Annotated in this window: 18 protein-coding genes; 5 read left to right on the top strand and 13 right to left on the bottom strand. The window is 36.6% G+C overall.

The window, feature by feature from the left end; all coding sequences use genetic code 11:
* Positions 1 to 35 precede the first annotated feature (35 nt).
* From rpoE to AC1Q8L_RS20035, 7 genes are all read right to left on the bottom strand, one after another.
* Entirely contained in the window at positions 36 to 572 is a 537-nt protein-coding gene (gene rpoE / locus AC1Q8L_RS20065) for a DNA-directed RNA polymerase subunit delta (protein ID WP_001009771.1), read from the bottom strand.
* Positions 573 to 727: 155 nt separating this feature from the next.
* Complete coding sequence (locus AC1Q8L_RS20060; RefSeq protein WP_000238600.1) at positions 728 to 1,357, bottom strand: TetR/AcrR family transcriptional regulator; 630 nt, start codon at positions 1,355 to 1,357, stop codon at positions 728 to 730.
* A 66-nt stretch (positions 1,358 to 1,423) separates the two neighbouring features.
* A complete protein-coding gene (gene acdA, locus AC1Q8L_RS20055) occupies positions 1,424 to 2,563 on the bottom strand; it encodes an acyl-CoA dehydrogenase AcdA (RefSeq protein ID WP_000545539.1) in 1,140 nt (379 codons plus the stop codon).
* A 21-nt stretch (positions 2,564 to 2,584) separates the two neighbouring features.
* Complete coding sequence (locus tag AC1Q8L_RS20050; protein WP_001011175.1) at positions 2,585 to 3,715, bottom strand: acyl-CoA dehydrogenase; 1,131 nt, start codon at positions 3,713 to 3,715, stop codon at positions 2,585 to 2,587.
* Positions 3,716 to 3,788: 73 nt separating this feature from the next.
* On the bottom strand, positions 3,789 to 4,640 hold the full coding sequence (locus AC1Q8L_RS20045; protein WP_000538874.1) for a 3-hydroxybutyryl-CoA dehydrogenase: 852 nt from the start codon (positions 4,638 to 4,640) through the stop codon (positions 3,789 to 3,791).
* A 49-nt stretch (positions 4,641 to 4,689) separates the two neighbouring features.
* Complete coding sequence (locus tag AC1Q8L_RS20040) at positions 4,690 to 5,973, bottom strand: acetyl-CoA C-acetyltransferase (protein WP_025118040.1); 1,284 nt, start codon at positions 5,971 to 5,973, stop codon at positions 4,690 to 4,692.
* A 9-nt stretch (positions 5,974 to 5,982) separates the two neighbouring features.
* The gene (locus AC1Q8L_RS20035; RefSeq protein WP_001086771.1) at positions 5,983 to 8,094 is read right to left on the bottom strand and encodes a (Fe-S)-binding protein; all 2,112 of its coding nucleotides are present in this window, start codon (positions 8,092 to 8,094) and stop codon (positions 5,983 to 5,985) included.
* Between the two features lie 408 nt (positions 8,095 to 8,502).
* Between AC1Q8L_RS20035 and cls the strand changes: the two genes are divergently transcribed.
* The 3 genes from cls (at position 8,503) to AC1Q8L_RS20020 (ending at position 13,487) form a co-directional block, all read left to right on the top strand.
* Positions 8,503 to 9,696: a cardiolipin synthase gene (gene cls, locus AC1Q8L_RS20030; RefSeq protein ID WP_492339483.1), complete on the top strand. Its 1,194-nt coding sequence runs from the start codon at positions 8,503 to 8,505 to the stop codon at positions 9,694 to 9,696.
* 32 nt (positions 9,697 to 9,728) lie between these two features.
* On the top strand, positions 9,729 to 10,682 hold the full coding sequence (gene uvsE, locus AC1Q8L_RS20025) for a UV DNA damage repair endonuclease UvsE (RefSeq protein ID WP_002094209.1): 954 nt from the start codon (positions 9,729 to 9,731) through the stop codon (positions 10,680 to 10,682).
* Between the two features lie 126 nt (positions 10,683 to 10,808).
* A complete protein-coding gene (locus tag AC1Q8L_RS20020) occupies positions 10,809 to 13,487 on the top strand; it encodes a DUF4084 domain-containing protein (protein WP_016513272.1) in 2,679 nt (892 codons plus the stop codon).
* A gap of 16 nt (positions 13,488 to 13,503) precedes the next feature.
* Here the strand turns inward: AC1Q8L_RS20020 and AC1Q8L_RS20015 are convergent, their stop codons facing one another.
* Entirely contained in the window at positions 13,504 to 13,650 is a 147-nt protein-coding gene (locus AC1Q8L_RS20015; RefSeq protein ID WP_000734730.1) for a quorum-sensing peptide PapR, read from the bottom strand.
* A gap of 87 nt (positions 13,651 to 13,737) precedes the next feature.
* Positions 13,738 to 14,595, bottom strand: a complete 858-nt coding sequence (gene plcR, locus AC1Q8L_RS20010) for a transcriptional regulator PlcR (RefSeq protein WP_000542919.1) — start codon at positions 14,593 to 14,595, stop codon at positions 13,738 to 13,740.
* Between the two features lie 168 nt (positions 14,596 to 14,763).
* Here plcR and AC1Q8L_RS20005 point away from each other — a divergent pair, with 168 nt between their 5' ends.
* Positions 14,764 to 16,515, top strand: coding sequence for a M4 family metallopeptidase (locus AC1Q8L_RS20005; protein WP_001109501.1), 1,752 nt, complete (start codon positions 14,764 to 14,766; stop codon positions 16,513 to 16,515).
* 38 nt (positions 16,516 to 16,553) lie between these two features.
* Here AC1Q8L_RS20005 and AC1Q8L_RS20000 read toward each other — a convergent pair whose 3' ends face one another.
* The 4 genes from AC1Q8L_RS20000 to AC1Q8L_RS19985 are packed head-to-tail and all read right to left on the bottom strand — an operon-like array spanning position 16,554 to position 19,917.
* Positions 16,554 to 17,156: a response regulator transcription factor gene (locus tag AC1Q8L_RS20000; RefSeq protein WP_000619252.1), complete on the bottom strand. Its 603-nt coding sequence runs from the start codon at positions 17,154 to 17,156 to the stop codon at positions 16,554 to 16,556.
* Positions 17,153 to 18,283 carry a sensor histidine kinase gene (locus tag AC1Q8L_RS19995; RefSeq protein WP_098311678.1) on the bottom strand — a complete coding sequence of 377 codons (1,131 nt, stop codon included), beginning with the start codon at positions 18,281 to 18,283 and terminating at the stop codon, positions 17,153 to 17,155. The genes AC1Q8L_RS20000 and AC1Q8L_RS19995 overlap by 4 nt, the downstream gene beginning before the upstream one ends.
* A complete protein-coding gene (locus AC1Q8L_RS19990; protein WP_001202428.1) occupies positions 18,284 to 19,018 on the bottom strand; it encodes an ABC transporter permease in 735 nt (244 codons plus the stop codon).
* On the bottom strand, positions 19,015 to 19,917 hold the full coding sequence (locus AC1Q8L_RS19985) for an ABC transporter ATP-binding protein (RefSeq protein ID WP_000411124.1): 903 nt from the start codon (positions 19,915 to 19,917) through the stop codon (positions 19,015 to 19,017). Before AC1Q8L_RS19985 ends, AC1Q8L_RS19990 begins: the two co-directional genes overlap by 4 nt.
* 157 nt (positions 19,918 to 20,074) lie before the next feature.
* Between AC1Q8L_RS19985 and map the strand changes: the two genes are divergently transcribed.
* The gene (gene map, locus AC1Q8L_RS19980) at positions 20,075 to 20,869 is read left to right on the top strand and encodes a type I methionyl aminopeptidase (protein ID WP_003313889.1); all 795 of its coding nucleotides are present in this window, start codon (positions 20,075 to 20,077) and stop codon (positions 20,867 to 20,869) included.
* The last annotated feature ends 152 nt before the right edge of the window (positions 20,870 to 21,021 follow it).

The raw sequence follows: 21,021 nt of genomic DNA, 5'->3' as shown, positions 1-21,021 counted from the left end.
ATGATTCTACATGGACGATAATGAAAAGTCAAGAACTACAGTTCTTCCTCTTCTTCTTCTTCAGTTTCATCATACTCAAGTTCTTCTTCAGCGAAGTCGTCGTCTTCATCCTCTTCTAAATCATCAAGATCGTCGTCATCTCCGTCTTCATCTTCAAGAACCTTGTCCAAATCTTCTACATCATCTTCTTCGTCTGCATTTCCGTCTGCATCGTCAAAGTCATCTTCATCTTCTTCAATGTAGTCGTCAAAGCCGTCTTCTTCAACTTTACGTTTCTTCTTCGGTTTTGGCTGCGGTAAGATTTCTTCATCAATTTGCTCATATGGGTACCAGCTGCGTAGTCCCCAACGATTTTCTCCTAAATTAATGAAACGTCCATCGATGTTTAAGTCTGTATAAAATTGTGCGAGTTTCGCATTAACTTGCTCTTGAGATAGTCCCAGCACTTGAGCGATTTCTTGAACCAACTCGTTGAATGTCGTTGCTTGTCTTTTATCCCCTAAAACGCTATGTACAACTTCAATCATTGAACATTCTTTTAGCTCTTCTGGTGAATATTGCTTAAAATTCACTTATGCGGCACTTCCTTTCATCAAATATAACCTTATATATAACGGTCTGCCTAAAAAAATCCATACTATTCATTATAAACAAAAGTCGCACAAATATGCTACAAAAAAAACGTGAAACTTTTATATGGTAATAAAATTAATAATTTGTCTGTTCCTTATTTCGGAAGCATATGGGCACCTTGCAACACATACCTAATTTGCATTTCTGTATATTCTTCGAGCGTATACAGTTTTTGCAGTGCCCAACGTCTAAACCCCCACATTTGTCCTTGTATAAAAATATTATGTGCAAGAAGCTGTATTTCTTTTTTATTTAATATAAATGTTCCATTTTCCGTACACTGTTCTAAAATATCCTCAAACATCCCTACCATTTGAAACTCTTTTTCTAATACATATGGGAGAGATTCTTTCGGTAAAAAACGTACTTCTTGATACATAATTAATACTTCTTCTTGTAATTCGTCCATCACTTTAAAGTAATTCTTTATCGCTACCTTTAAACTTTCTATACTCCCTTTTTCTGTACACACTACTTCCTCTAATCGTTCTTTTACATGTTCATATATACTATCACAAACTAAATACAAAACATCATCTTTTGTACGAATGTACTCATAAAGTGTCCCTATACTAAATCCAGCCGCTTTTGCAATCTCTCTCGTTGTTGTACGCGGAAATCCTTTTTGTTTAAACAGTTGCACCGCACCTTTAATCATTTGTTCACGTCTTAACGCAACTAATTTTTCATCTTTCACCGATGCATGTACATTATGTTTAACCATTCCCTTCACCTCTCTCTATTATTTTTTGGAAGGAAAAAGCGTAGGAGAATACCTACGCTTTCGTTCCTACTTCGTTAACATACGAGAAATTACAAGCCTCTGAATCTCTTGTGTTCCTTCATATATTTGTGTAATCTTTGCATCTCGCATATAACGCTCTACTGGATAATCTTTCGTATAACCGTAACCACCAAATACTTGCACCGCTTCAGTCGTCACCTTCATCGCTGTATCCCCTGCAAATACTTTTGACATCGCTGATTCTTTTCCATACGGAAGCCCTTCTGATTCAAGCCAAGCCGCTTGATATGTTAAAAGGCGTGCCGCTTCTACATCTGTTGCCATATCCGCAAGTTTAAAGCCAATCCCTTGCTGCGCCGCAATTGGTTTTCCAAATTGATGGCGCTCCCTTGCATATTCTACAGAAGCATCTAAAGCCCCTTGTGCAATACCAACAGCTTGCGCCGCAATACCGTTACGACCTCCATCTAATGTTTGCATCGCAACTTTAAATCCTTGCCCCTCTTCTCCAAGTAGATTCTCTACCGGAATACGGCAATCTTCAAACATAATTTCAGTAGTTGGTGAAGAGCGAATCCCTAGCTTGCTCTCCTTCTTCCCAACTGAAAATCCCGGTGTATCACTTTCTACAATAAATGCACTCGTACCACGCTGCTTCGATTCAGGATCAGTTAGCGCAAAAACAACATAAATATCAGCAATACCGCCATTTGTAATGAAAATTTTTGATCCATTTAAAATATAATGGTCGCCATCTCTCTTTGCGATTGTCTTCATTCCACCAGCATCCGATCCAGATGCTGGCTCCGTTAAGCCGTATGCACCAATTTTCTTCCCTTCAGCCATCGGTCGTAAAAACTTTTGCTTTTGTTCTTCTGTCCCAAATTTAAAAATTGGCCATCCCGCAAGTGAAGTATGCGCAGATAGTGTTACACCTGTTGAAGCACAAACTCGAGATAATTCTTCAATCGCAATTACGTAAGCTAAGTAATCGCTTCCAATTCCGCCGTACTCTTCAGGCCATGGAATACCGGTTAAACCAAGCTCTGCCATTTGATCAAATAACTCTCGATCAAATCGCTCTTCCTCATCACGCTCAGCTGCTGTTGGTGCTACTTCATTTTTAGCAAAATCTCGAACCATTTTTCTTATCATTTCATGTTCTTCTGATAGTTTAAAATGCATCTCCGTCTCCCCCTCGCCCTTTTATAAAGCACGGCTAATAACAAGTTTCTGTATTTCACTTGTTCCTTCATATATTTGCGTGATTTTCGCATCCCGGAAAAATCGTTCTACTGGATATTCTTTCGTATAACCGTAACCACCAAATACTTGCACCGCCTCAATCGCGACTTCAACCGCTGTCTTAGAAGCAAATAATTTCGCAATAGATGCTTCTTTACCGCATGGTAATCCTTGTGCCCTAAGAGACGCCGCTCTATATACGAGTAACCTTGCCGCTTCGACACTTGTTGCCATATCTGCAAGCTTGAAGCCAATCCCTTGCTGCGCCGCAATTGGTTTCCCAAATTGTTCTCGTTCTTTTGCATAATCAATCGCACATGCAAGCGCCGCTTCAGCAATTCCTAACGCCTGTGCACCGATTCCAATTCGCCCAACATCTAAATTCGCCATCGCCACCTTGAATCCTTGTCCTTCTTCCCCAAGTAAATTCTCCGCTGGTACTTTCATATCTTCAAAAGTAAGTTGTACTGTACGAGAACCAAGGAGCCCCATCTTATGTTCATCTTTTCCGATGATTAAACCAGGTGTATCTTTCTCTACTATAAATGCAGAAATACCACTTTTTCCTGCCTCTGGATTTGTAGAAGCGAATACAATGTATGTACTTGCTTCACCACCATTTGTAATAAACACTTTCGATCCATTAATAATATAATGATCGCCTTTTTTGACAGCTCTTGATTTCAAACTCCCTGCATCTGATCCTGCATTTGGCTCTGTTAAAGCAAATGCGCCTAAATATTCCCCGGTTGCAAGTTTAGAAACATATTTTTTCTTCTGTTCTTCTGTTCCGAAATATAAAATCGGATTCATTCCAACTGACGTATGTACAGCTAAAATTACACCAACTGTTGCACTTACCTTTGAGATTTCCTCAATGGCTAGAATATAAGAAATAAAATCCATTTCTGCCCCGCCGTATTTTGCAGGCGCTGGAATACCCATTAATCCAAGCTCACCCATCTTTTGCAAAATCTCTTTCGGGAACACCCCTTGTTCCATACTAGGAACAAAGGGAGCAATTTCCTTCTGTGCAAAATCCCGAACCATTTTCCTCATCATTTGCTGCTCTTCATTAAAACGAAAGTTCATATATTCCGCCTCCATTTGCTATATATCCTTTAAATAATTTGGTAAGACCACTATTTTGTAACAAAAGGGGCATTTATTCGTAAACGTAGAATCCACGACCTGTTTTACGCCCTAACCATCCTGCATTTACATACTTACGTAATAACGGACATGGGCGATATTTACTATCTCCTAATCCTTCATGCAACACTTCCATAATGTATAAACACGTATCTAAACCGATAAAATCAGCGAGTGTCAAAGGCCCCATCGGATGGTTCATACCAAGCTTCATGACCTCATCAATTGCTTCTTTCGTCGCTACACCTTCGTATAACGTATAAATTGCTTCGTTAATCATCGGTAGCAAAATGCGGTTTGATACAAAACCTGGGAAATCATTTACTTCAACTGGCACTTTCCCAATTTTTTTCGTAATATCTTCAATTGCTTCATATACTGCATCATCTGTAGCCAAACCACGAATAATCTCAACAAGCTTCATAACTGGAACTGGATTCATAAAGTGCATGCCGATTACTTTTTCCGGACGCTTCGTTACCGCTGCAATTTCTGTAATTGGCAGAGATGACGTATTTGTCGCTAAAATTGCGTGTTCTGGAGCAATTTCATCTAGATTCGCAAAGATTTTCTTTTTAATATCCATTTTCTCAACAGCTGCTTCAATAATAAGATCCGCTTCTTTCACACAATCTAAATCAAGCGTTACTGTAAGACGATTTAATGTCGCTTCCTTCTCTTCTTCCTTCATGCGTCCTTTTTCTACTTGGCGCGCTAAGTTTTTCGTAATGATAGCCAATCCTCTATCTAATTGCTCTTGTTTTAAATCTTGTACCTTCACGTCATATCCTGCCATTGCACATACTTGTGCAATTCCTGATCCCATTTGCCCTGCACCAATTACAACAATGTTTTGTACACCCATTTTTTCTTCCCCCTTAATTGTTAATAAATTTTATACCCTCGAACTTTAATTAGTGAACTTCAATCATCACTGCGTCCCCTTGACCGCCACCGCTACAAATCGATGCAATTCCAATTCCGCCGCCGCGCTGCTTAAGTGCATGGATTAGCGTAACGATAATGCGCGCTCCGCTTGCTCCAATTGGATGGCCCATCGCTACCGCGCCGCCATTTACATTCAATTTTTCTGGATCAATTCCTGCGATTTCTGTACTTGCAATTGCTACCGCTGCAAATGCTTCATTAATCTCGAATAAATCGATGTCTTCAATTGTCTTGCCTGTTTTTTCAAGCAATGCGTTAATTGCATAACCTGGCGTTCTTGGGAAATCTTTAGATTCCACTGCAATTGCTGTATGCGCCAAAATTGTCGCTAATGGCTTTCTTCCTTCTTGCTTCGCTCTGTCTTCGCTCATTAACACAAGTGCGGCACCACCATCGTTTAGTCCTGGCGCATTACCAGCTGTCACTGCCGCTGTCTTATCAAATACAGGTTTTAACTTTGCTAACTTTTCAATCGTTGTATCTTCACGTGGCGCCTCATCCTTTGCAACGACAATAGGATCGCCTTTTCTTTGCGGGATCGTTACTGGCACGATCTCCTCTTCAAAACGTCCTTCTTTATGCGCTGAAACCGCACGCTGATGGCTACGATATGCCCATTCATCTTGTGCTTCGCGAGAAATTCCATCTTCCTTCGCAACTTCTCCGCCATAAACACCCATGTGTGTACCTGAAAATGCGCATGTTAAACCGTCAGCAACGTTTAAATCAATAACTTCGTTGTTGCCCATTCTGTATCCCCATCTTGCTCCGCGTAAAATGTAAGGACTGTTACTCATCGACTCCATACCGCCAGCTACAATCAGTGATTGATCGCCAGTACGAATAATTTGATCCGCTAACGTAACCGCACGAAGTCCTGATGCACAAACTTTATTCACTGTTTCCGTCTGCACTTCCCAAGGGATTCCAGCAGCCCTTGCAGCTTGACGCGATGGAATTTGCCCCTGTCCCCCCTGAATAACCGTTCCAAATATAACTTCTTCAACATCACTAGCCGCAACATTTGCTCTTTCAAGCGCTGCTTTAATTGCAATTCCTCCAAGTTCCGTCGCTTTTACATCTTTTAAAGATCCTCCAAATTTTCCAACTGGTGTTCTTGCAGCACTTAAAATAACTGTTTTACTCATGTTTCTTTCCCCCATTTCATTTTTTAACACTGAGCGCTCGCTCGGTATCCCTACGTTGAGAAGAGGTGCAATCATTGCACCTCTTTCTAAAGTTGTATACATTCTTATAAACTACATCGCTTCTTTTTTCTGTCCGATAACAGATCGTTCTAAAATCTCTGTCACATCAAGAGTTTGAACTTTCTCTTCTACCTCTTTCGCTTTCGTTCCATCACTGATCATCGTTAAGCAATATGGACAACCTGTACCGATAATGGATGGCTGTACAGCTAATGCTTGTTCTGTACGAGCAACGTTAATACGAGAACCTGTTGTTTCTTCCATCCACATTAAGCCACCACCTGCGCCACAGCACATTCCAGTTTCACGGTTACGTGCCATTTCTACAAGATTCACTCCAGGAATCGCTTTCAAAATGTCACGTGGCGCTTCGTACACTTCGTTGTATCTTCCTAAATAACAGGAATCATGGTACGTAACTGTTTCTTCAATAGCGTGAACAGGCTTTAAGCGCTCTTCTTTCACCCACTGAGCTAACAATTCTGTATGATGATAGACTTCTGCTTGCAAGCCAAAGTCCGGATACTCATTTTTAAATGTGTTATAAGCATGAGGATCAATCGTAACGATTTTCTTCACTCCTGCCTTTTCAAATTCTTCGATATTCTTTGTCGCCATCTCTTGGAATACAAATTCATTTCCAAGGCGGCGTGGTGTATCTCCAGAATTCTTTTCTTTATTACCGAGAATTGCGAATGAAATGCCTGCTTCGTTCATTAACTTCGCAAACGATATCGCAATCTTCTGACTACGATTGTCGTATGATCCCATTGAACCAACCCAGAATAAATACTCGAATTCCTCCCCAGCTTTTGATTTTTCTTTTACAGTTGGAACTGTTACTTCGTCATCACCTTGGCGCCATGTTTCACGCTCTTTACGGTTCAGACCCCACGGATTCCCTTGACGCTCGATATTTGTCATCGCGCGTTGTGCTTCCGCGTCCATTTTTCCTTCTGTTAAAACGAGATATCGACGTAAATCAATAATTTTGTCAACATGCTCATTCATAACTGGACATTGATCTTCACAGTTACGACACGTTGTACATGCCCAAATCTCTTCTTCTGTAATAACATCTCCGATTAAACTCGGATCGTAAGCGAGAGTTGTAGCCGCTGATTCTTGTTGTCCTTTTCCAGCCGCCATCATCGCTAACTGATTTCCTTGTGTATTATTGAAGGCAACTACTGGAACCCACGGTGCTTTTGATGTTACCGCAGCTCCTTTATCAGTTAAATGATCACGAAGTTTTAAAATTAAGTCCATCGGCGATAACATTTTTCCTGTTCCTGTTGCCGGACACATATTTGTACAACGACCACACTCTACACAAGCGTATAAGTCAATAAGTTGATTTTGTCTAAAGTCTTCAATTTTACCAACACCAAATGTTTCTTGCGTTTCATCTTCAAAATCAATCTTTTCAAGCTTCCCTGGGTTTGAAAGACGACCGAAGAATACATTAGCTGGTCCCGCAATTAAATGCGCATGTTTTGATTGTGGAACATAGACTAAAAACGTTAACAAAATTAGTAAATGCACCCACCAAGAAAAATAGAACACTGAAATGGCTACGGTTTCATTTATCCCGCTAAAAACGTAAGCGATTGCAGAAGCGATTGGTTCACTCCATGAAAGCTCCTCGCCATGCCATATAAGTCCCATACCGTTACCAAGTAGCACAGAAATCATTAAGCCACCGATAAAGATAAGAACAAGACCTGATTTGAAGTTACGTTTTAAACGAACAAGCTTTTCTACATAACGTCTATGAAAAGCCCAAAATACTGCAATTAAAATAACAAGTGTGACAATTTCCTGGAAGAATGTAAATGCAGGGTATAGTGGTCCAAGTGGAAGATGTGATCCTGGTGCGAGTCCTTTCCAAACGAAGTCAATTGCTCCAAATTGGACAAGAATAAATCCGTAAAAGAACATAACGTGAATGATGCCGCTTTTCTTATCTTTCAGCAGCTTTTTCTGACCGAAAACATTGACCTTAAGGAGATCCCAACGCTCTTTAAAACGACGGTCAAATTCAATTTTTTTTCCTAATTGTATGTAGGCCATTCTCGTCCGTATAAGATATACAAACAAATATCCTGCATAAGCAATAACAGCAATGGCAGCCAGCCAATTAATGATCAGTAAGCTATTCATTTTTATGCTACCCCTCTCTTTGTAAGCCCTATTTCTTTTTTTGAATCTTCAAAAATATATAATTTTCTGAATTATATCCCCTATCCCCATTATATAATGAGTGAGCATTCAGTCAACAGTTTTTTGTTATAGAACAACACATTTTTTCATAAAGCTGTTTATTTCGGTGAAACTATAAAGTGAAACTTTAATCAGTAGGGCTTTTACGGGCAGTTGATTTCCAAACTAACTTCTACTTATCCACCAGTTTTTGAGGTGGGAAGCTTACTGCCCGTTAAAGCGGGATAAAGTGAAACTTTAATCAGTGCAACATACTATCCTCTAATGAAATTTATAATAACAGCCGTACTACCCATATCATTTGTAACACACTGAAGGTGAAAAGAATGCAAAGGAGGGAATTCACTGATGCTCTACTTATCTCTTTTGTTAATATCCGTTGCTCTTTGGATTACAATTGACCTTTCATACGGGCGACTTCTTCATTTAAAACGAGTAAGCTCTCGCACTTTCCCTTTACGTCAAAGTGATTTTCACCTTTATACATACGGGAAAGATTTATATGACGCTTTATTTACTGATATAAAACAAGCACAGCATCACATTCATATTTTATTCTTCATTGTAAAAAATGATAAAATCAGTCGTGAATTTTTTAAATTGCTGATTGATAAGGCTCAGGAAGGAATTGAAGTACGACTTTTACTTGATCGATTTGGCAGCCATTCTTTATCAAACGAAGCTATTCGCTCCCTGCAAAAACATGGTATATCTTTTTCATTTTGTCATAAGGTAAAATTTCCTCTGCCTTTCTTTTCTGCTAATCAAAGAAATCATAGAAAAATTACAGTGATTGATGGGAAAACCGGCTATATCGGGGGATTTAATATTGGCGAAGAGTATCTAGGGCATAATGAACACTTAGGATTATGGCGAGACTATCATTTACGTCTTACAGGAGAAGGGGTTCAAGATTTACAAAAGCAATTTTTGCATGATTGGTTTGATGATACGAAACAGAATTTATTGGATGCTTCTCTTTATTTTCCAAAACAACAACCAGGTACCATCCTGCATCAATTTATTCCGACTGATGGTGCTTATTTACAGCATACTTTTTTACATTTAATTAACGCGGCAAAAAAAGAAATCTGTATCGGTACACCATATTTCATTCCTGGAAAAAAAATTATGAATGCCTTATTAAAAGCAAGAGAAAGAGGGGTTCAAATCACAATTCTTGTTCCAGAAAAAGCTGATCACCCTCTCGTTCGGGAAGCAAAATTCCCGTACTGCCGAAAATTAATACAGGCTGGTTGCAATATTTATGCCTTTCAACAAGGGTTTTTTCACGCAAAAATTATTATAGTGGACGATAATATTTGTGATATCGGAACGGCAAACTTTGATATGAGAAGTTTATATATTAATCATGAAATAAACTGCCTGTTATATAATAAACATTTCATTCAAACAGTAAAAAATAAATTCCATGAAGATCTAGAGAATGCATCCGTACTTTCCTATAGCGATGTAAACCCGCCTTCTCTTATCGATAGAGGAAAGGAATGGATTGGAACAATGTTTGCTTTCTTTTTATAGGAAAGACAATGAATAAAAGAGGTGTATCTCATATGATTATACGGTTTGGATATGTCTCACATGCAATGGCACTCTGGGACTGTTCTCCTGCCAAAACAATGACGTTTACAAGCTTTAAGAAACTTAGCAAGCAAGAACGAGAAGACAAACTGTACCATGTTATAAGGCAAAATTTAGAGCACACAATACGTATCCTTCATTACAATATAGCACATGAAATCCCACTATATCGCCTATCGTCTTCCATCGTCCCACTTGCAACACATCCCGAAGTCGAGTTTGACTATATTGGGGTATTCACACCACTTTGGCATAAAATAGGGGCTTTAATTAAAGAACACAATTTACGAATAAGTTTTCATCCGAATCAATTTACGCTGTTTACAAGCGACAAACCACATATTACTACTAACGCTATTACGGATATGACTTATCATTATAAAATATTGGATGCTATAGGCATTGCAGATTCTTCTTACATTAATATTCATGTAGGTGGAGCCTATGGAAATAAAGAAAAGGCAATTGAGCGCTTCCATGAAAACATAAAAAAACTTCCTACACATATAAAAAAACAAATGACTCTTGAAAATGATGATAAAACCTATACAACCGCTGAAACTTTATCCATTTGCCAAAAAGAAAATATTCCATTTGTATTTGATTATCATCATCATATGGCCAATCTTTGCGAGGAACCACTAGAAGAGTTGCTTCCTGCAATTTTTGAAACTTGGTCACATACAAATATCTCTCCTAAAGTTCACATTTCCTCCCCGAGATCGGAAAAAGAATTTAGGGCTCATGCTGAATATATCGATTTAGAGTTTATTAAGCCTTTCTTACACATTGCAAAAAAACACAATCATAATTTCGATATTATGATTGAAAGTAAACAAAAAGACTTAGCACTATTCCAATTAATAGATGAACTTTCTGCTATAAGAGGAATTAAAAGAATAAGTGGTGCAATGTTACAGTGGTAAATTGTAACTTTGCACCATTTTTTCAAAAAAGTAATTTTTATAGTAAAAAACATTCTGTTTTATATGCTATTATTTAAATTAGCATTTTCTCCCCGAGATTCAACTTTATTGAAACGGAGTCATAATATGATTAATCAAAAAAAGTATATACAATCTGTCATAATATACATATTTATATTTGCTCTTTGGATATTCCTTATACCAAATGAGTCGAATATAAAAGAAATCGGGATTCTTTTCTTATTCTGTTTCGCTGCACTTTTTTCTTGCTATTGCTTATGTAAAGCGATTAGAAAAATGACGCATGGTGATAAATTATTTTGGATTTTATTATTATGTACTTGTCTATGCGGGTTAGCTATGGAAATAACTTTATTTCTTCCTTCACTTTCTATTCATAAGCAAGTTATATTCTCATATAAAGCATTACCTTTTTTTATCATACAATATGTTTTACTCTTTGTTGGATTTGCTATAAAGTTTATAAAAATTTACTCTATTAAGGGTCTTGCTCAATTTTCATTCGATAGCATCTTTATTGTTATTATGAACATTTATTTCACTTTAACTTTTATCTTGGACCTTTCAAGCTTCCGTATGTTAACAAAGGAAACTTGGATTTTAATTGGCTATTTTATTGCACAATCATTAGTAATTTACGCCGTTATTAGTCTTTATAGAAGAGAACAATATTCTTCTAGTAGAATCGCATTAATTATCGGTTTCACTATTATACTCGTATACGGTTACATTCATCTGTTTCAATTAAATTTTGGGATGAAAACTTCTCCTGAATTTAATTATTTAATACACACTGCTTCTATTTTATTAATTGGACTTTCTTCCATACTATATATCTTGGATAAACCAATGCAACATGAAACGAAAGCAAAATATTATCGATTCGATTATGTACGTTTTATACTACCTTATTTTAGTATAATTATTACTTTTTCCTTTATTATCATTCAACCTTGGGATGATAAATTTATGTTAATTGGTCTCGTATTATCACTTATTTTGTTATTCTTGCGGCAACTTTACATGTGGAAAGATAATCAAGCACTAATCCTTACATATGAACAGTTGACTACACAACTAGAGGACGAAGTTGAAGAAGGTGCATTTGCATTATCAAAAAGTGAACAACGCTATAAGTCTTTATTCGAAGATCATCCCGATGCCGTTTTCTCTTTAAATATGAATGGCATTTTTCAACAATCTAATAAGGCATGCGAAAGCTTATTTACTGCCTATTATTGTGAAGTAGCAAGCTATTCTCTGGTACACTTCATTGATTCAAAAGACCACGAACTACTAAAGAAGGCTTTACAAATTACAAAGGAAGGTAGGCCACAAACGTTAGAAGTTCGTACAAAAGAACAAGAAGGCTATTATTATTATCTTCATATTACACTTATCCCTACTTTTATAAACAAAGAAGTGGTCGGAATGTTTGGGATAGCGCGTGATATTACAACTTTATATGAAAAACAAAAACAAGTAGAGCATTTAGCCTTTCACGATGCACTTACTGGATTACCAAATCGCCGAAAGTTCGAAAAAGATTTAAAAGCCATTTTAAATACAGCCCAAACTAACGCAAATGATGTTGCCGTCATATTCCTTGATTTAGATCGATTTAAAAAAATTAACGATAGACTTGGTCATGACGTCGGAGATTTATTATTAATTGAAGTAGCAAAAAGATTACGCGGTTGCTTGCGTTCAAAAGATATCGTCGCTCGCCAAGGTGGAGATGAGTTTACAATTCTATTACCAGAAATGTACTCAGAAAAAAGTGCAATTTTTATAGCTGAACAGATTTTAACTATTTTAAACAAACCATTCTTCATTCAAGGCGAAGAACTCTCTATTACACCAAGTATCGGAATTGCGATGTACCCTGATTATGGAACTAATGTAAATGAGTTAATGAAAAATGCTGATATGGCTATGTACCGTGCGAAAGCAAATGGAAAAAACAGATTTGTTTTCTTCTCAAAAGAAATGAGTATCGCTCAAAATGAAATTCAATTCTTAGAAGGTGAACTTTCAAAAGCATTACAACAAAATGAATTTTTCCTTGAATACCAGCCACAAGTAAGCACAAAAACAAAACAAATTATCGGTTTTGAAGCATTAATACGTTGGAAGCATCCAAAACTCGGTATCGTATCTCCTGCCCAATTTATCCCTCTAGCAGAGGAAACTGGTTTTATTATTGAACTTGGCAATTGGATTTTACGTACTGCCTGCTTAGAGGCAAAAAGATGGCATAATCAAGGTTTTTCTCACTTAAAAGTTGGTGTAAATTTATCTGTTGTTCAATTTAACCATGCAGATTTAATCCCAACTATTTCAAAGGTGTTGGAAGAAACAGAACTGAAACCAGAAGCACTAGATATTGAAATTACGGAAAGCATCGCAATTAATCAAAATCAATCTGTAGTTGCAAAACTAGAACAACTTCAAAATCTCGGTATTCAAATTTCAATCGACGACTTTGGAACTGGTTATAGTTCTTTAGCTTATTTAACAAAATACCCAATCAACACATTAAAAATCGCTCGAGAGTTTATTTGTGGAATTACAACTAGTCCTTTAGAAGAAGCAATTGTCTCTTCCATTATTACACTATCAAAAGAACTAAATTTAAAAGTGATTGCAGAAGGTGTAGAAACAGCAGAAGAATGGGAATTTTTACATAAACAAAATTGTGATCACATTCAAGGATTCTTTATTAGCAAACCTGTTTCTAGTAAAGACGTTTGGATGTTACTCCATAAAAAAACAACCGCCTAAGTAAGACGGTTGTTTTTTAATATTCAAAAGGTAAATCTTTAGCTAATTGTACCTCTTGATCGTTATGAGAAATTATATGGCTTTTCTCTAATGCCGTATCGCCTAATGAAATACCCCATGCCATCGCTAACGTTAATAAACTACCAATAAGTAATTTCTTCATATTCCATCACCCACATTTTTTATTTTAATATATCATGAAAATTTATCCCTATTATATGCAATTATGCATACCCATTTTTTAGGATATTTATCTACTGATTTTATTTACGAGCGCTTCTTTATATGCATGCATTTCTAATATATCAAAAAAGAAACTTGCCTTTTTATATGCATCTTCAACCTCTGCCTCATCGTACTCCAACTTCCCTAGGCATTCACCTCTTTGATAATATAGCTGTCCAATTAATGCCATACTATTAATTCGGCATGATATTTCAATCGCTTTATTTACTTGATAAAGTGACTCTTCATATTGATTATCTAAATATAATGCTTTTGCATGATTATATCTTACCTTCACTTCAAATTCTTCATTATCATGCAATACATCTAATTGTTTTAATATATCTTCAAATAACTCAATACTCTTCTTAAAATAGCTATTTTCAGCATAAATATTTGCAATCGCATTTTCTATATAAAGATTTTGGTATACGTCTATTCCAGCTAACTGTTGATTTAACAATTTTTTCAATTCTAAAATACAATATTCGTAATCGATTTTCTTTAATATGTAAGCTGCTACATGATATTGCCATTGAAGAAACTGCTGAAATTCAGGATGATATTCTTCCTTTTTCAGCTCATTCCATACTTTATTATAAATTTCTTTATATCTTTTTTGCTTACAAAGCATAATGATTTGATCTTTAAACTGTTTTTTTCTTTCAATATCAGAATAAATGAGTACCTCGTAAAAATGAATAATGGGAACTTGTAATTTTGCTGCGATACCTTGCAATATATCCATACTTGGGTATACCGCGCCCGATTCAATTCGACTTACTTCCGATTGATGACATATGTTCTCGGATAACTGTTTCTGTGTTAATCCTCTCATCACCCTAATTTTCTTAATTTCACTTCCTAATTTTTCTGCGTGCATACTTACTCACCATCCCATTAGAACAATCTAATTTTTTGAGTTGTCATACCACTACAATAATGTGAATTCGACAATTTTTGATATGAAATAATGCATAATATATATAAAATTCGGCAAATTTTTCATACAATTCATCTCACATACAATAATAGATTAGGAGTGTTATAGATGAATTATAGAAAACTTGCTAGTGCTTTCGTTACATTCGGTCTTCTTTGCCCTTTATCAACAGAAGCTATTCATGCTCAAGAATTAGACAAAGGTGCAGTCAAAGTTGAAATTGCTCAGCCTGGTTTAACAATCGGTAAATTAACACAACCTCAAAATGATACGAAAGAAAATATTGCTAAAAAGTATTTAAAAGGTGAGGTAAATGGGGCGAAAGCTCAACAAGAACAAGTCACTACTGAAAAAAATGTAGATTTCCAACCTACAAATAAAGAAACCAAAGAAAATCAAACCGAAGTTCGCCTTGCACAAACATATAAAAACTATAAAGTATATGGCCAAGATCTCATTGTAAAAGTAGATAAAAATGGAGTAATCACAACTGTTAGTGGTAAAGTTGTTCAAAATTTAAATCAACAACCTAATCTTACTATAACAAATTTTTTGTCGAAAAATGAAGTAAAATCTAAATTACGCGATATAGTTCAAATTCCAAGTGATGCAGTTGAGACAGAATTCTCTAGCGAAACCGTTGTTTATAAGAAAAAAGATGGCTATTATACATTCGCAACTGTTATTACATTTACTTATGAAAACAATGAACAAATTATAAACGGCAATGCTATAGTTGATTTAAAAACTGGCGAAGTACTTTTCCAAGAAAAATTCATTAAAAACAAAGAGAATAAGACTATAAATCAAGTAACATCACCTAGATTATCCCCCGCAAGTGAGCAAGGAACTGGGAAAAATGCACTTCAAGAAAACATCTCTTTCAATATTGCCAAAGGAACTGATGGAAAATTTTATTTAGCGGATTTATCACGCGGAAATGGTATTTATATTTATAATGCAAACTACGCCGATTCCCTCGGGGGATATAGTCAAGCTGGTTATCCAGGGACACTAATTTCAAGTAGTACTCCTAATTTTGCAGATAAAGAAGCCGCGGGCGCTATGAAGAACATGAGTGATATTTACGATTACTTTAAGAAAGAACATAATCTAAAAAGTTACGACAATAAAGATTCAAAAGTTGTTGCTAGTGTACACGGTTTTGATTCTACTGAAGTTAGTGATGGTGTAAAAGAAGACTATGTAAATGCATTTTGGCATCCCGCTTGGAACCAAATGGTATTTGGTGATGGTTTAGACGGAAAACTAACATCCGCTCTTGATGTAACAGCTCATGAATTTGGACATGCTGTATTTAGTGGCACGACGAAAAATAAAGTCGTGAGATATCCAAGCGCTGAAACATCTGCACTAAACGAGGGATTAGCGGATTTCTGGGGTACACAAATCGAATATTACGTAAAGAAAGATAAAGGAAACTGGATTATGGGCGATACATTAGGTGGCCTAACAATTCGTGATATCCCAAGGGAAATTGGTGACGGCGGTCATAAATTATATACAAATTTACAAGATTTCTATAACGATGGTAATAATCAAGAATCACACGTGAATTCTGGTATTATCAGTCACGTATTATATCAATTAGCTGAAGGTAAAACATATAACGGTGTTGCTGTTCAAAAGCAAGGAAATGAAAAAGTAAGTAAAGTTGTTATGCGTACATTGCAAAATTATGCAACTTCCGCTGAAGACTTTGAATCACTTCAATCTCATATTGTACAAGCTGCAAAAGATTTATATGGCACTGCCGTATCAAATGAATTTGCAAAGGCATTTGAAGCACACGGTTACAAACCGTTACAAAAAATAAATAAAGTAATAGCGGTACAATAATAAAAAAAGAAGTTTACCAATCATAGGTAAACTTCTTTTCATATCCAACCCTTTTCTTCCGCAATTGTAATTGCCTCAATTCTATTTTTCGCATCGAGCTTCGTTAATACTTCAGAAATATAATTACGCACTGTACCCGGCGAAAGATAAAGTGCCTTCGCAATTTCGTTTGCCGTCTTTCCTTCTTTCGCAAGCAACAATACTTCCTTTTCGCGATCTGACAACGGATTTTGCTCCTGCCATAGGCCGAACATTAAATCTTGGGAGACCTCTCGTTTTCCCTTCATTACATTACGAATTGCTGCTGCTAAATCTTCACTTGGGCTATCTTTTAACAAATAGCCGTGCACACCAGCTTTCATTGCTCTTTCAAAATATCCCGGCCGTGCAAATGTTGTTAAAATCATTACTTTGCATGATGATTTTTCTTTCTTTAACGCTTCAGCAACATCTAATCCACTTTGAATCGGCATTTCAATATCCATAATACTTACATCTGGCTTTAACGATTCAATTAATTTTAACGCCTCTTCCCCGTTCGCAGCTTGCCCAATTACTTCGATATCATCTTCTAGATCAAGCAGAGCCCCTAACGCACCACGAAGCATCCGCTGATCTTCTGCAATAATAATTCGGATCATGCCCTCACCTCATCTTTTCCTGTTCTAATAACAACTGGAACTTTTACTGTTAACAACGTCCCTGGATTGATTGTACCTAGTTCAACAAATCCATCAATAAGAGCAATTCGTTCTTTCATGCCACGGATACCATTTCCATCATGATTTTGATCTGTTAAACCGATTCCGTTATCTTCTACTTTCAAAATCAGCTCACCTTGCGATTCTAATACAGAAACTGCGCATCGCGTTGCCTTACTATGTTTTACAACATTTGTAACGGCCTCACGTAAACACATCCCGACAATATTTTGTTCAATTGGTGATAACGAGCTCGATCTTGCTTCTTGCCTCACTTCTAATTCAATATTAGCTGCTTGTAAGATCGCTTTTATTTGCTCTAGCTCTTCTTCTACCGTAATCATACGCATATCAGAAATTAATTCTCTCAGCTGTTTTAAGGCTGTACGAGACGTTTGTGTAATTTCCTTCGCTTCCACACTTGCACGCTCCGGATTTTTCACAATTAACTTCTCTACAAGCTGGCTTTTCAAAGTAATAAGAGATAACGTATGTCCTAATGTGTCATGAAGATCTCTTGCAATCCGCTGCCGTTCTTCACGTTTTACTAAGTCTTTAATTTGCTCGTTTGCTTCATTCAGTTGGTTCTTTAACATCTTTTTCTGATTAAAATTGCGCATACCAAATGGCGTAAGAAGCATTAAAATAAACATCGGAACGATATTTACTAAACTTGTAGTTGTTAGTTGATTCATATTTATAAATAAAAATGCTCCAAGCATGATAACTAACGAACATAACAGCACTCGAAATACTTTCTTATTTGGCGCAAATCCCATTGCACTTGCTGTGAAAAAGCCAAAAAATATCATAAAAGGATTATAAAATAAAGCAAATAAAAAGATGAGTACCATTTGAATACACGCCCAAAAAACAAACGTCCTCTGAACAAAATAAAGCTGACGGTATGTGAAGATAAAAATTATCAACATACCGCTTCCTATTACAAGCTTCCATCCTGATGCCTGCGCTAAGTGATAAATTGGAAATAATAGATAAACAAACCACATATACGGGAAGAATCCCATATGTTTCGGAAAAATCTCAATCCTCTTCTTCTCTATCATTTATACCGCTTCCTGTCTTTTTCTTATATATATTGATACTACAACAAATATAAGGAAATAACCTCCTAATACCGCGATATTTTCCCATCCAATTGATTTTCCAGCTACAATATCCCACGCACCGCTTCCGAAGTGGTATGTTGGTGTCCATTCACCAATTGTTCTTAATATTTTTGGGAATACTTCAATCGGCATCCATAACCCACCAACTATAGCTAAACTCATATTTAAGATATTTGCTAAGCCAGCAGCTGCGTCCGCCTTCTTAATGGAACCTATTACTGTTCCTAATGCTAAAAATGGTGTTACCCCTAACAATAACCATAACCCCGCACCAATCCATTGCCCTACCGTTAACTCAACATGATTAATCAATATCCCTGCTATAAAAATAACTAAGATTGAAAAAGCATTCACCACTGTTTGGGCAATAATTTTAGCAGTTATATACGCACCCTCTGGAAGTGGCGTGATTTTCAAAAGATGTGTCCATCCTTGCCCTCTTTCCTGAGAAAGTCTCACACCGAAACTAAAGAGCGCAGTCCCTACAATACTGAAAGTTGCCATCGAAATTAAATAGTGTGCTTTCCACGCATCTCCGTTTTGTGGTACTTGAACAACATTTGTAAAAATGTAGTAAAACATAACAGGCATTAATAATGAGAAAAAGATAAATAATTTATTGCGGAATGTACGTAAAATTTCTATTTTGCATTGCATCCATAATGCTCTCATGCGATTTCCTCCTTCTGATTTGCGACAAACTGTTCAAATGCTTCATCAAGGCTTCCACGTTCAACTGAAACATCTATTACAGGTAAATTCCTTTGATAAATGGCTTTTAAAGTTGCATCCGTATCCTCCGTTGTTAAAATGAAGCGTCCTTCGTTTGACTTTACTTCTGTTACATTTGGTAATTCCTTTAGTAACTTTGTAGGAATGCTTTCCTTCGAGTAAAATGTGATTGTTTTTCGCGAAATCGTTGCTTTCATTTCGTCTGGTGTACCATCTGCGATAATCTTTCCGTTCGCAAATAATAAGATACGATTTGCTAAAGCATCTGCTTCTTCTAAATAATGCGTCGTTAAAATAATCGTTTTCCCTTCACTTGCTAACTTTCGAATCGTTTCCCAAAACGTTCTTCGAGACGTAATATCCATTCCGACTGTCGGCTCATCTAAAAATAACAAATCTGGATTTCCCGCAAGTGCAAGCGCAAAGTTTAACCTTCTTTTTTGCCCACCTGATAACTTCTCACATCTTTGCTTTCGCTCTGATTCTAAATTTGATAACTGCAGTAACGTTTCTTTCGCTATAGGATTCGTATAATAACTACGGAATAACTCAATTGCCTCTTCCACCTTAATACTATCAATGACACTTACTTCTTGCAGCATCGCACCGAGGCTATTACGAACATCTCTATGCTTTGGACTCTTTCCAAATATAAAGACCTTACCTTCTGTTGGGTCCTTTAATCCAAGCATCATCGACATCGTCGTTGTTTTCCCCGCACCATTCGGACCAAGTAACGCTACTATTTCCCCTTTATTTACATGAAATGAAACATTATTTACTGCGTTTTTATGTTTAAATGTTTTAGAAACACCATTTACTTCAATAATCTTTTCCATCTCTCCACCCCCGCTGTTTCTTATATTTACATTGTATTACTTGGAAAACTTAGGAAACAGTATGATGCGTCATGACATCGATATGACAATTGTCATGTATTCTTTATGAGAGGAATCAACCCGCATACCGCAAGCGAGTAGCAGGACGAAAATAAACATGATACAATCGGATAAGATATATATTCGAGGAAGGACAGTGGTTTTCATGATTATTCGTAATGAACAAGATTTAGAAGGCTTACGAAAAATCGGCCGCATCGTTGCGCTTGCACGTGAAGAAATGAAAAAACAAGCGAAGCCAGGTATGACAACGAAAGAGCTTGATTTGATCGGTAAAAAAGTATTAGATGAGCATGGTGCTATTTCTGCACCTGAAAAAGAATATGATTTCCCAGGTGTAACTTGCATTAGTGTAAATGAGGAAGTTGCTCATGGTATTCCAGGAGATCGCGTATTAAAAGAAGGCGACTTAGTAAACGTCGATGTATCTGCTGCACTTGATGGCTATTATGCAGATACAGGTATCTCATTTGTTCTTGGAGAAGACGAAGCAAAAGAAAAGCTTTGCCAAGCAGCAGTTGATGCATTTTGGGCAGCAATGAAAAAGGTTAGAGCTGGCTCAAAACAAAATCAAATTGGTCGTGCTGTTTCAAACTTCGCACATAAAAGTGGATACAATGTTATTCAAAACTTAACTGGTCACGGCATTGGTCTTAGCTTACATGAAGCACCAAATCACATTTTAAGTTACTATGATCCAATGGATAATGCGCTTCTAAAAGACGGTCTTGTTATCGCTGTAGAACCGTTCATCTCTATGAAAGCTGATCATATTATTGAACGTGGTGACGACGGCTGGACATTCGTTACACCTGATAAAAGTCTTGTTGCACAATGTGAACATACCGTTGTCGTAACGCGCGGCGAACCAATAATTTTAACAGAAATCTAATACCAAAAACGGCTGTTTTGTAGATTTATTCCACATAAAACAGCCGTTTTTATTTTTGGGAAAATATGTGAACTACTGTTGAACTCTTTATCATTTAAGTATATAATCTTTAGCGGAGGTTACTTAAGCTTATCTTTACTAAAAAGATATTG

The organism is Bacillus sp. GW823-FHT06A11 (assembly GCF_058795355.1).
This window is presented reverse-complemented; position numbering and strand designations above follow the sequence as displayed.

Excerpts from the sequence above, each read along its gene's own strand:
- AC1Q8L_RS20060 (WP_000238600.1), bottom strand. The coding sequence starts at position 1,357 with ATGGTTAAACATAATGTACATGCATCGGTGAAAGATGAAAAATTAGTT.
- acdA (WP_000545539.1), bottom strand. The coding sequence starts at position 2,563 with ATGCATTTTAAACTATCAGAAGAACATGAAATGATAAGAAAAATGGTT.
- AC1Q8L_RS20050 (WP_001011175.1), bottom strand. The coding sequence starts at position 3,715 with ATGAACTTTCGTTTTAATGAAGAGCAGCAAATGATGAGGAAAATGGTT.
- AC1Q8L_RS20045 (WP_000538874.1), bottom strand. The coding sequence starts at position 4,640 with ATGGGTGTACAAAACATTGTTGTAATTGGTGCAGGGCAAATGGGATCA.
- AC1Q8L_RS20040 (WP_025118040.1), bottom strand. The coding sequence starts at position 5,973 with ATGTATACAACTTTAGAAAGAGGTGCAATGATTGCACCTCTTCTCAAC.
- AC1Q8L_RS20035 (WP_001086771.1), bottom strand. The coding sequence starts at position 8,094 with ATGAATAGCTTACTGATCATTAATTGGCTGGCTGCCATTGCTGTTATT.
- cls (WP_492339483.1), top strand. The coding sequence starts at position 8,503 with ATGCTCTACTTATCTCTTTTGTTAATATCCGTTGCTCTTTGGATTACA.
- uvsE (WP_002094209.1), top strand. The coding sequence starts at position 9,729 with ATGATTATACGGTTTGGATATGTCTCACATGCAATGGCACTCTGGGAC.
- AC1Q8L_RS20020 (WP_016513272.1), top strand. The coding sequence starts at position 10,809 with ATGATTAATCAAAAAAAGTATATACAATCTGTCATAATATACATATTT.
- AC1Q8L_RS20015 (WP_000734730.1), bottom strand. The coding sequence starts at position 13,650 with ATGAAGAAATTACTTATTGGTAGTTTATTAACGTTAGCGATGGCATGG.
- plcR (WP_000542919.1), bottom strand. The coding sequence starts at position 14,595 with ATGCACGCAGAAAAATTAGGAAGTGAAATTAAGAAAATTAGGGTGATG.
- AC1Q8L_RS20005 (WP_001109501.1), top strand. The coding sequence starts at position 14,764 with ATGAATTATAGAAAACTTGCTAGTGCTTTCGTTACATTCGGTCTTCTT.
- AC1Q8L_RS20000 (WP_000619252.1), bottom strand. The coding sequence starts at position 17,156 with ATGATCCGAATTATTATTGCAGAAGATCAGCGGATGCTTCGTGGTGCG.
- AC1Q8L_RS19995 (WP_098311678.1), bottom strand. The coding sequence starts at position 18,283 with ATGATAGAGAAGAAGAGGATTGAGATTTTTCCGAAACATATGGGATTC.
- AC1Q8L_RS19990 (WP_001202428.1), bottom strand. The coding sequence starts at position 19,018 with ATGAGAGCATTATGGATGCAATGCAAAATAGAAATTTTACGTACATTC.
- AC1Q8L_RS19985 (WP_000411124.1), bottom strand. The coding sequence starts at position 19,917 with ATGGAAAAGATTATTGAAGTAAATGGTGTTTCTAAAACATTTAAACAT.
- map (WP_003313889.1), top strand. The coding sequence starts at position 20,075 with ATGATACAATCGGATAAGATATATATTCGAGGAAGGACAGTGGTTTTC.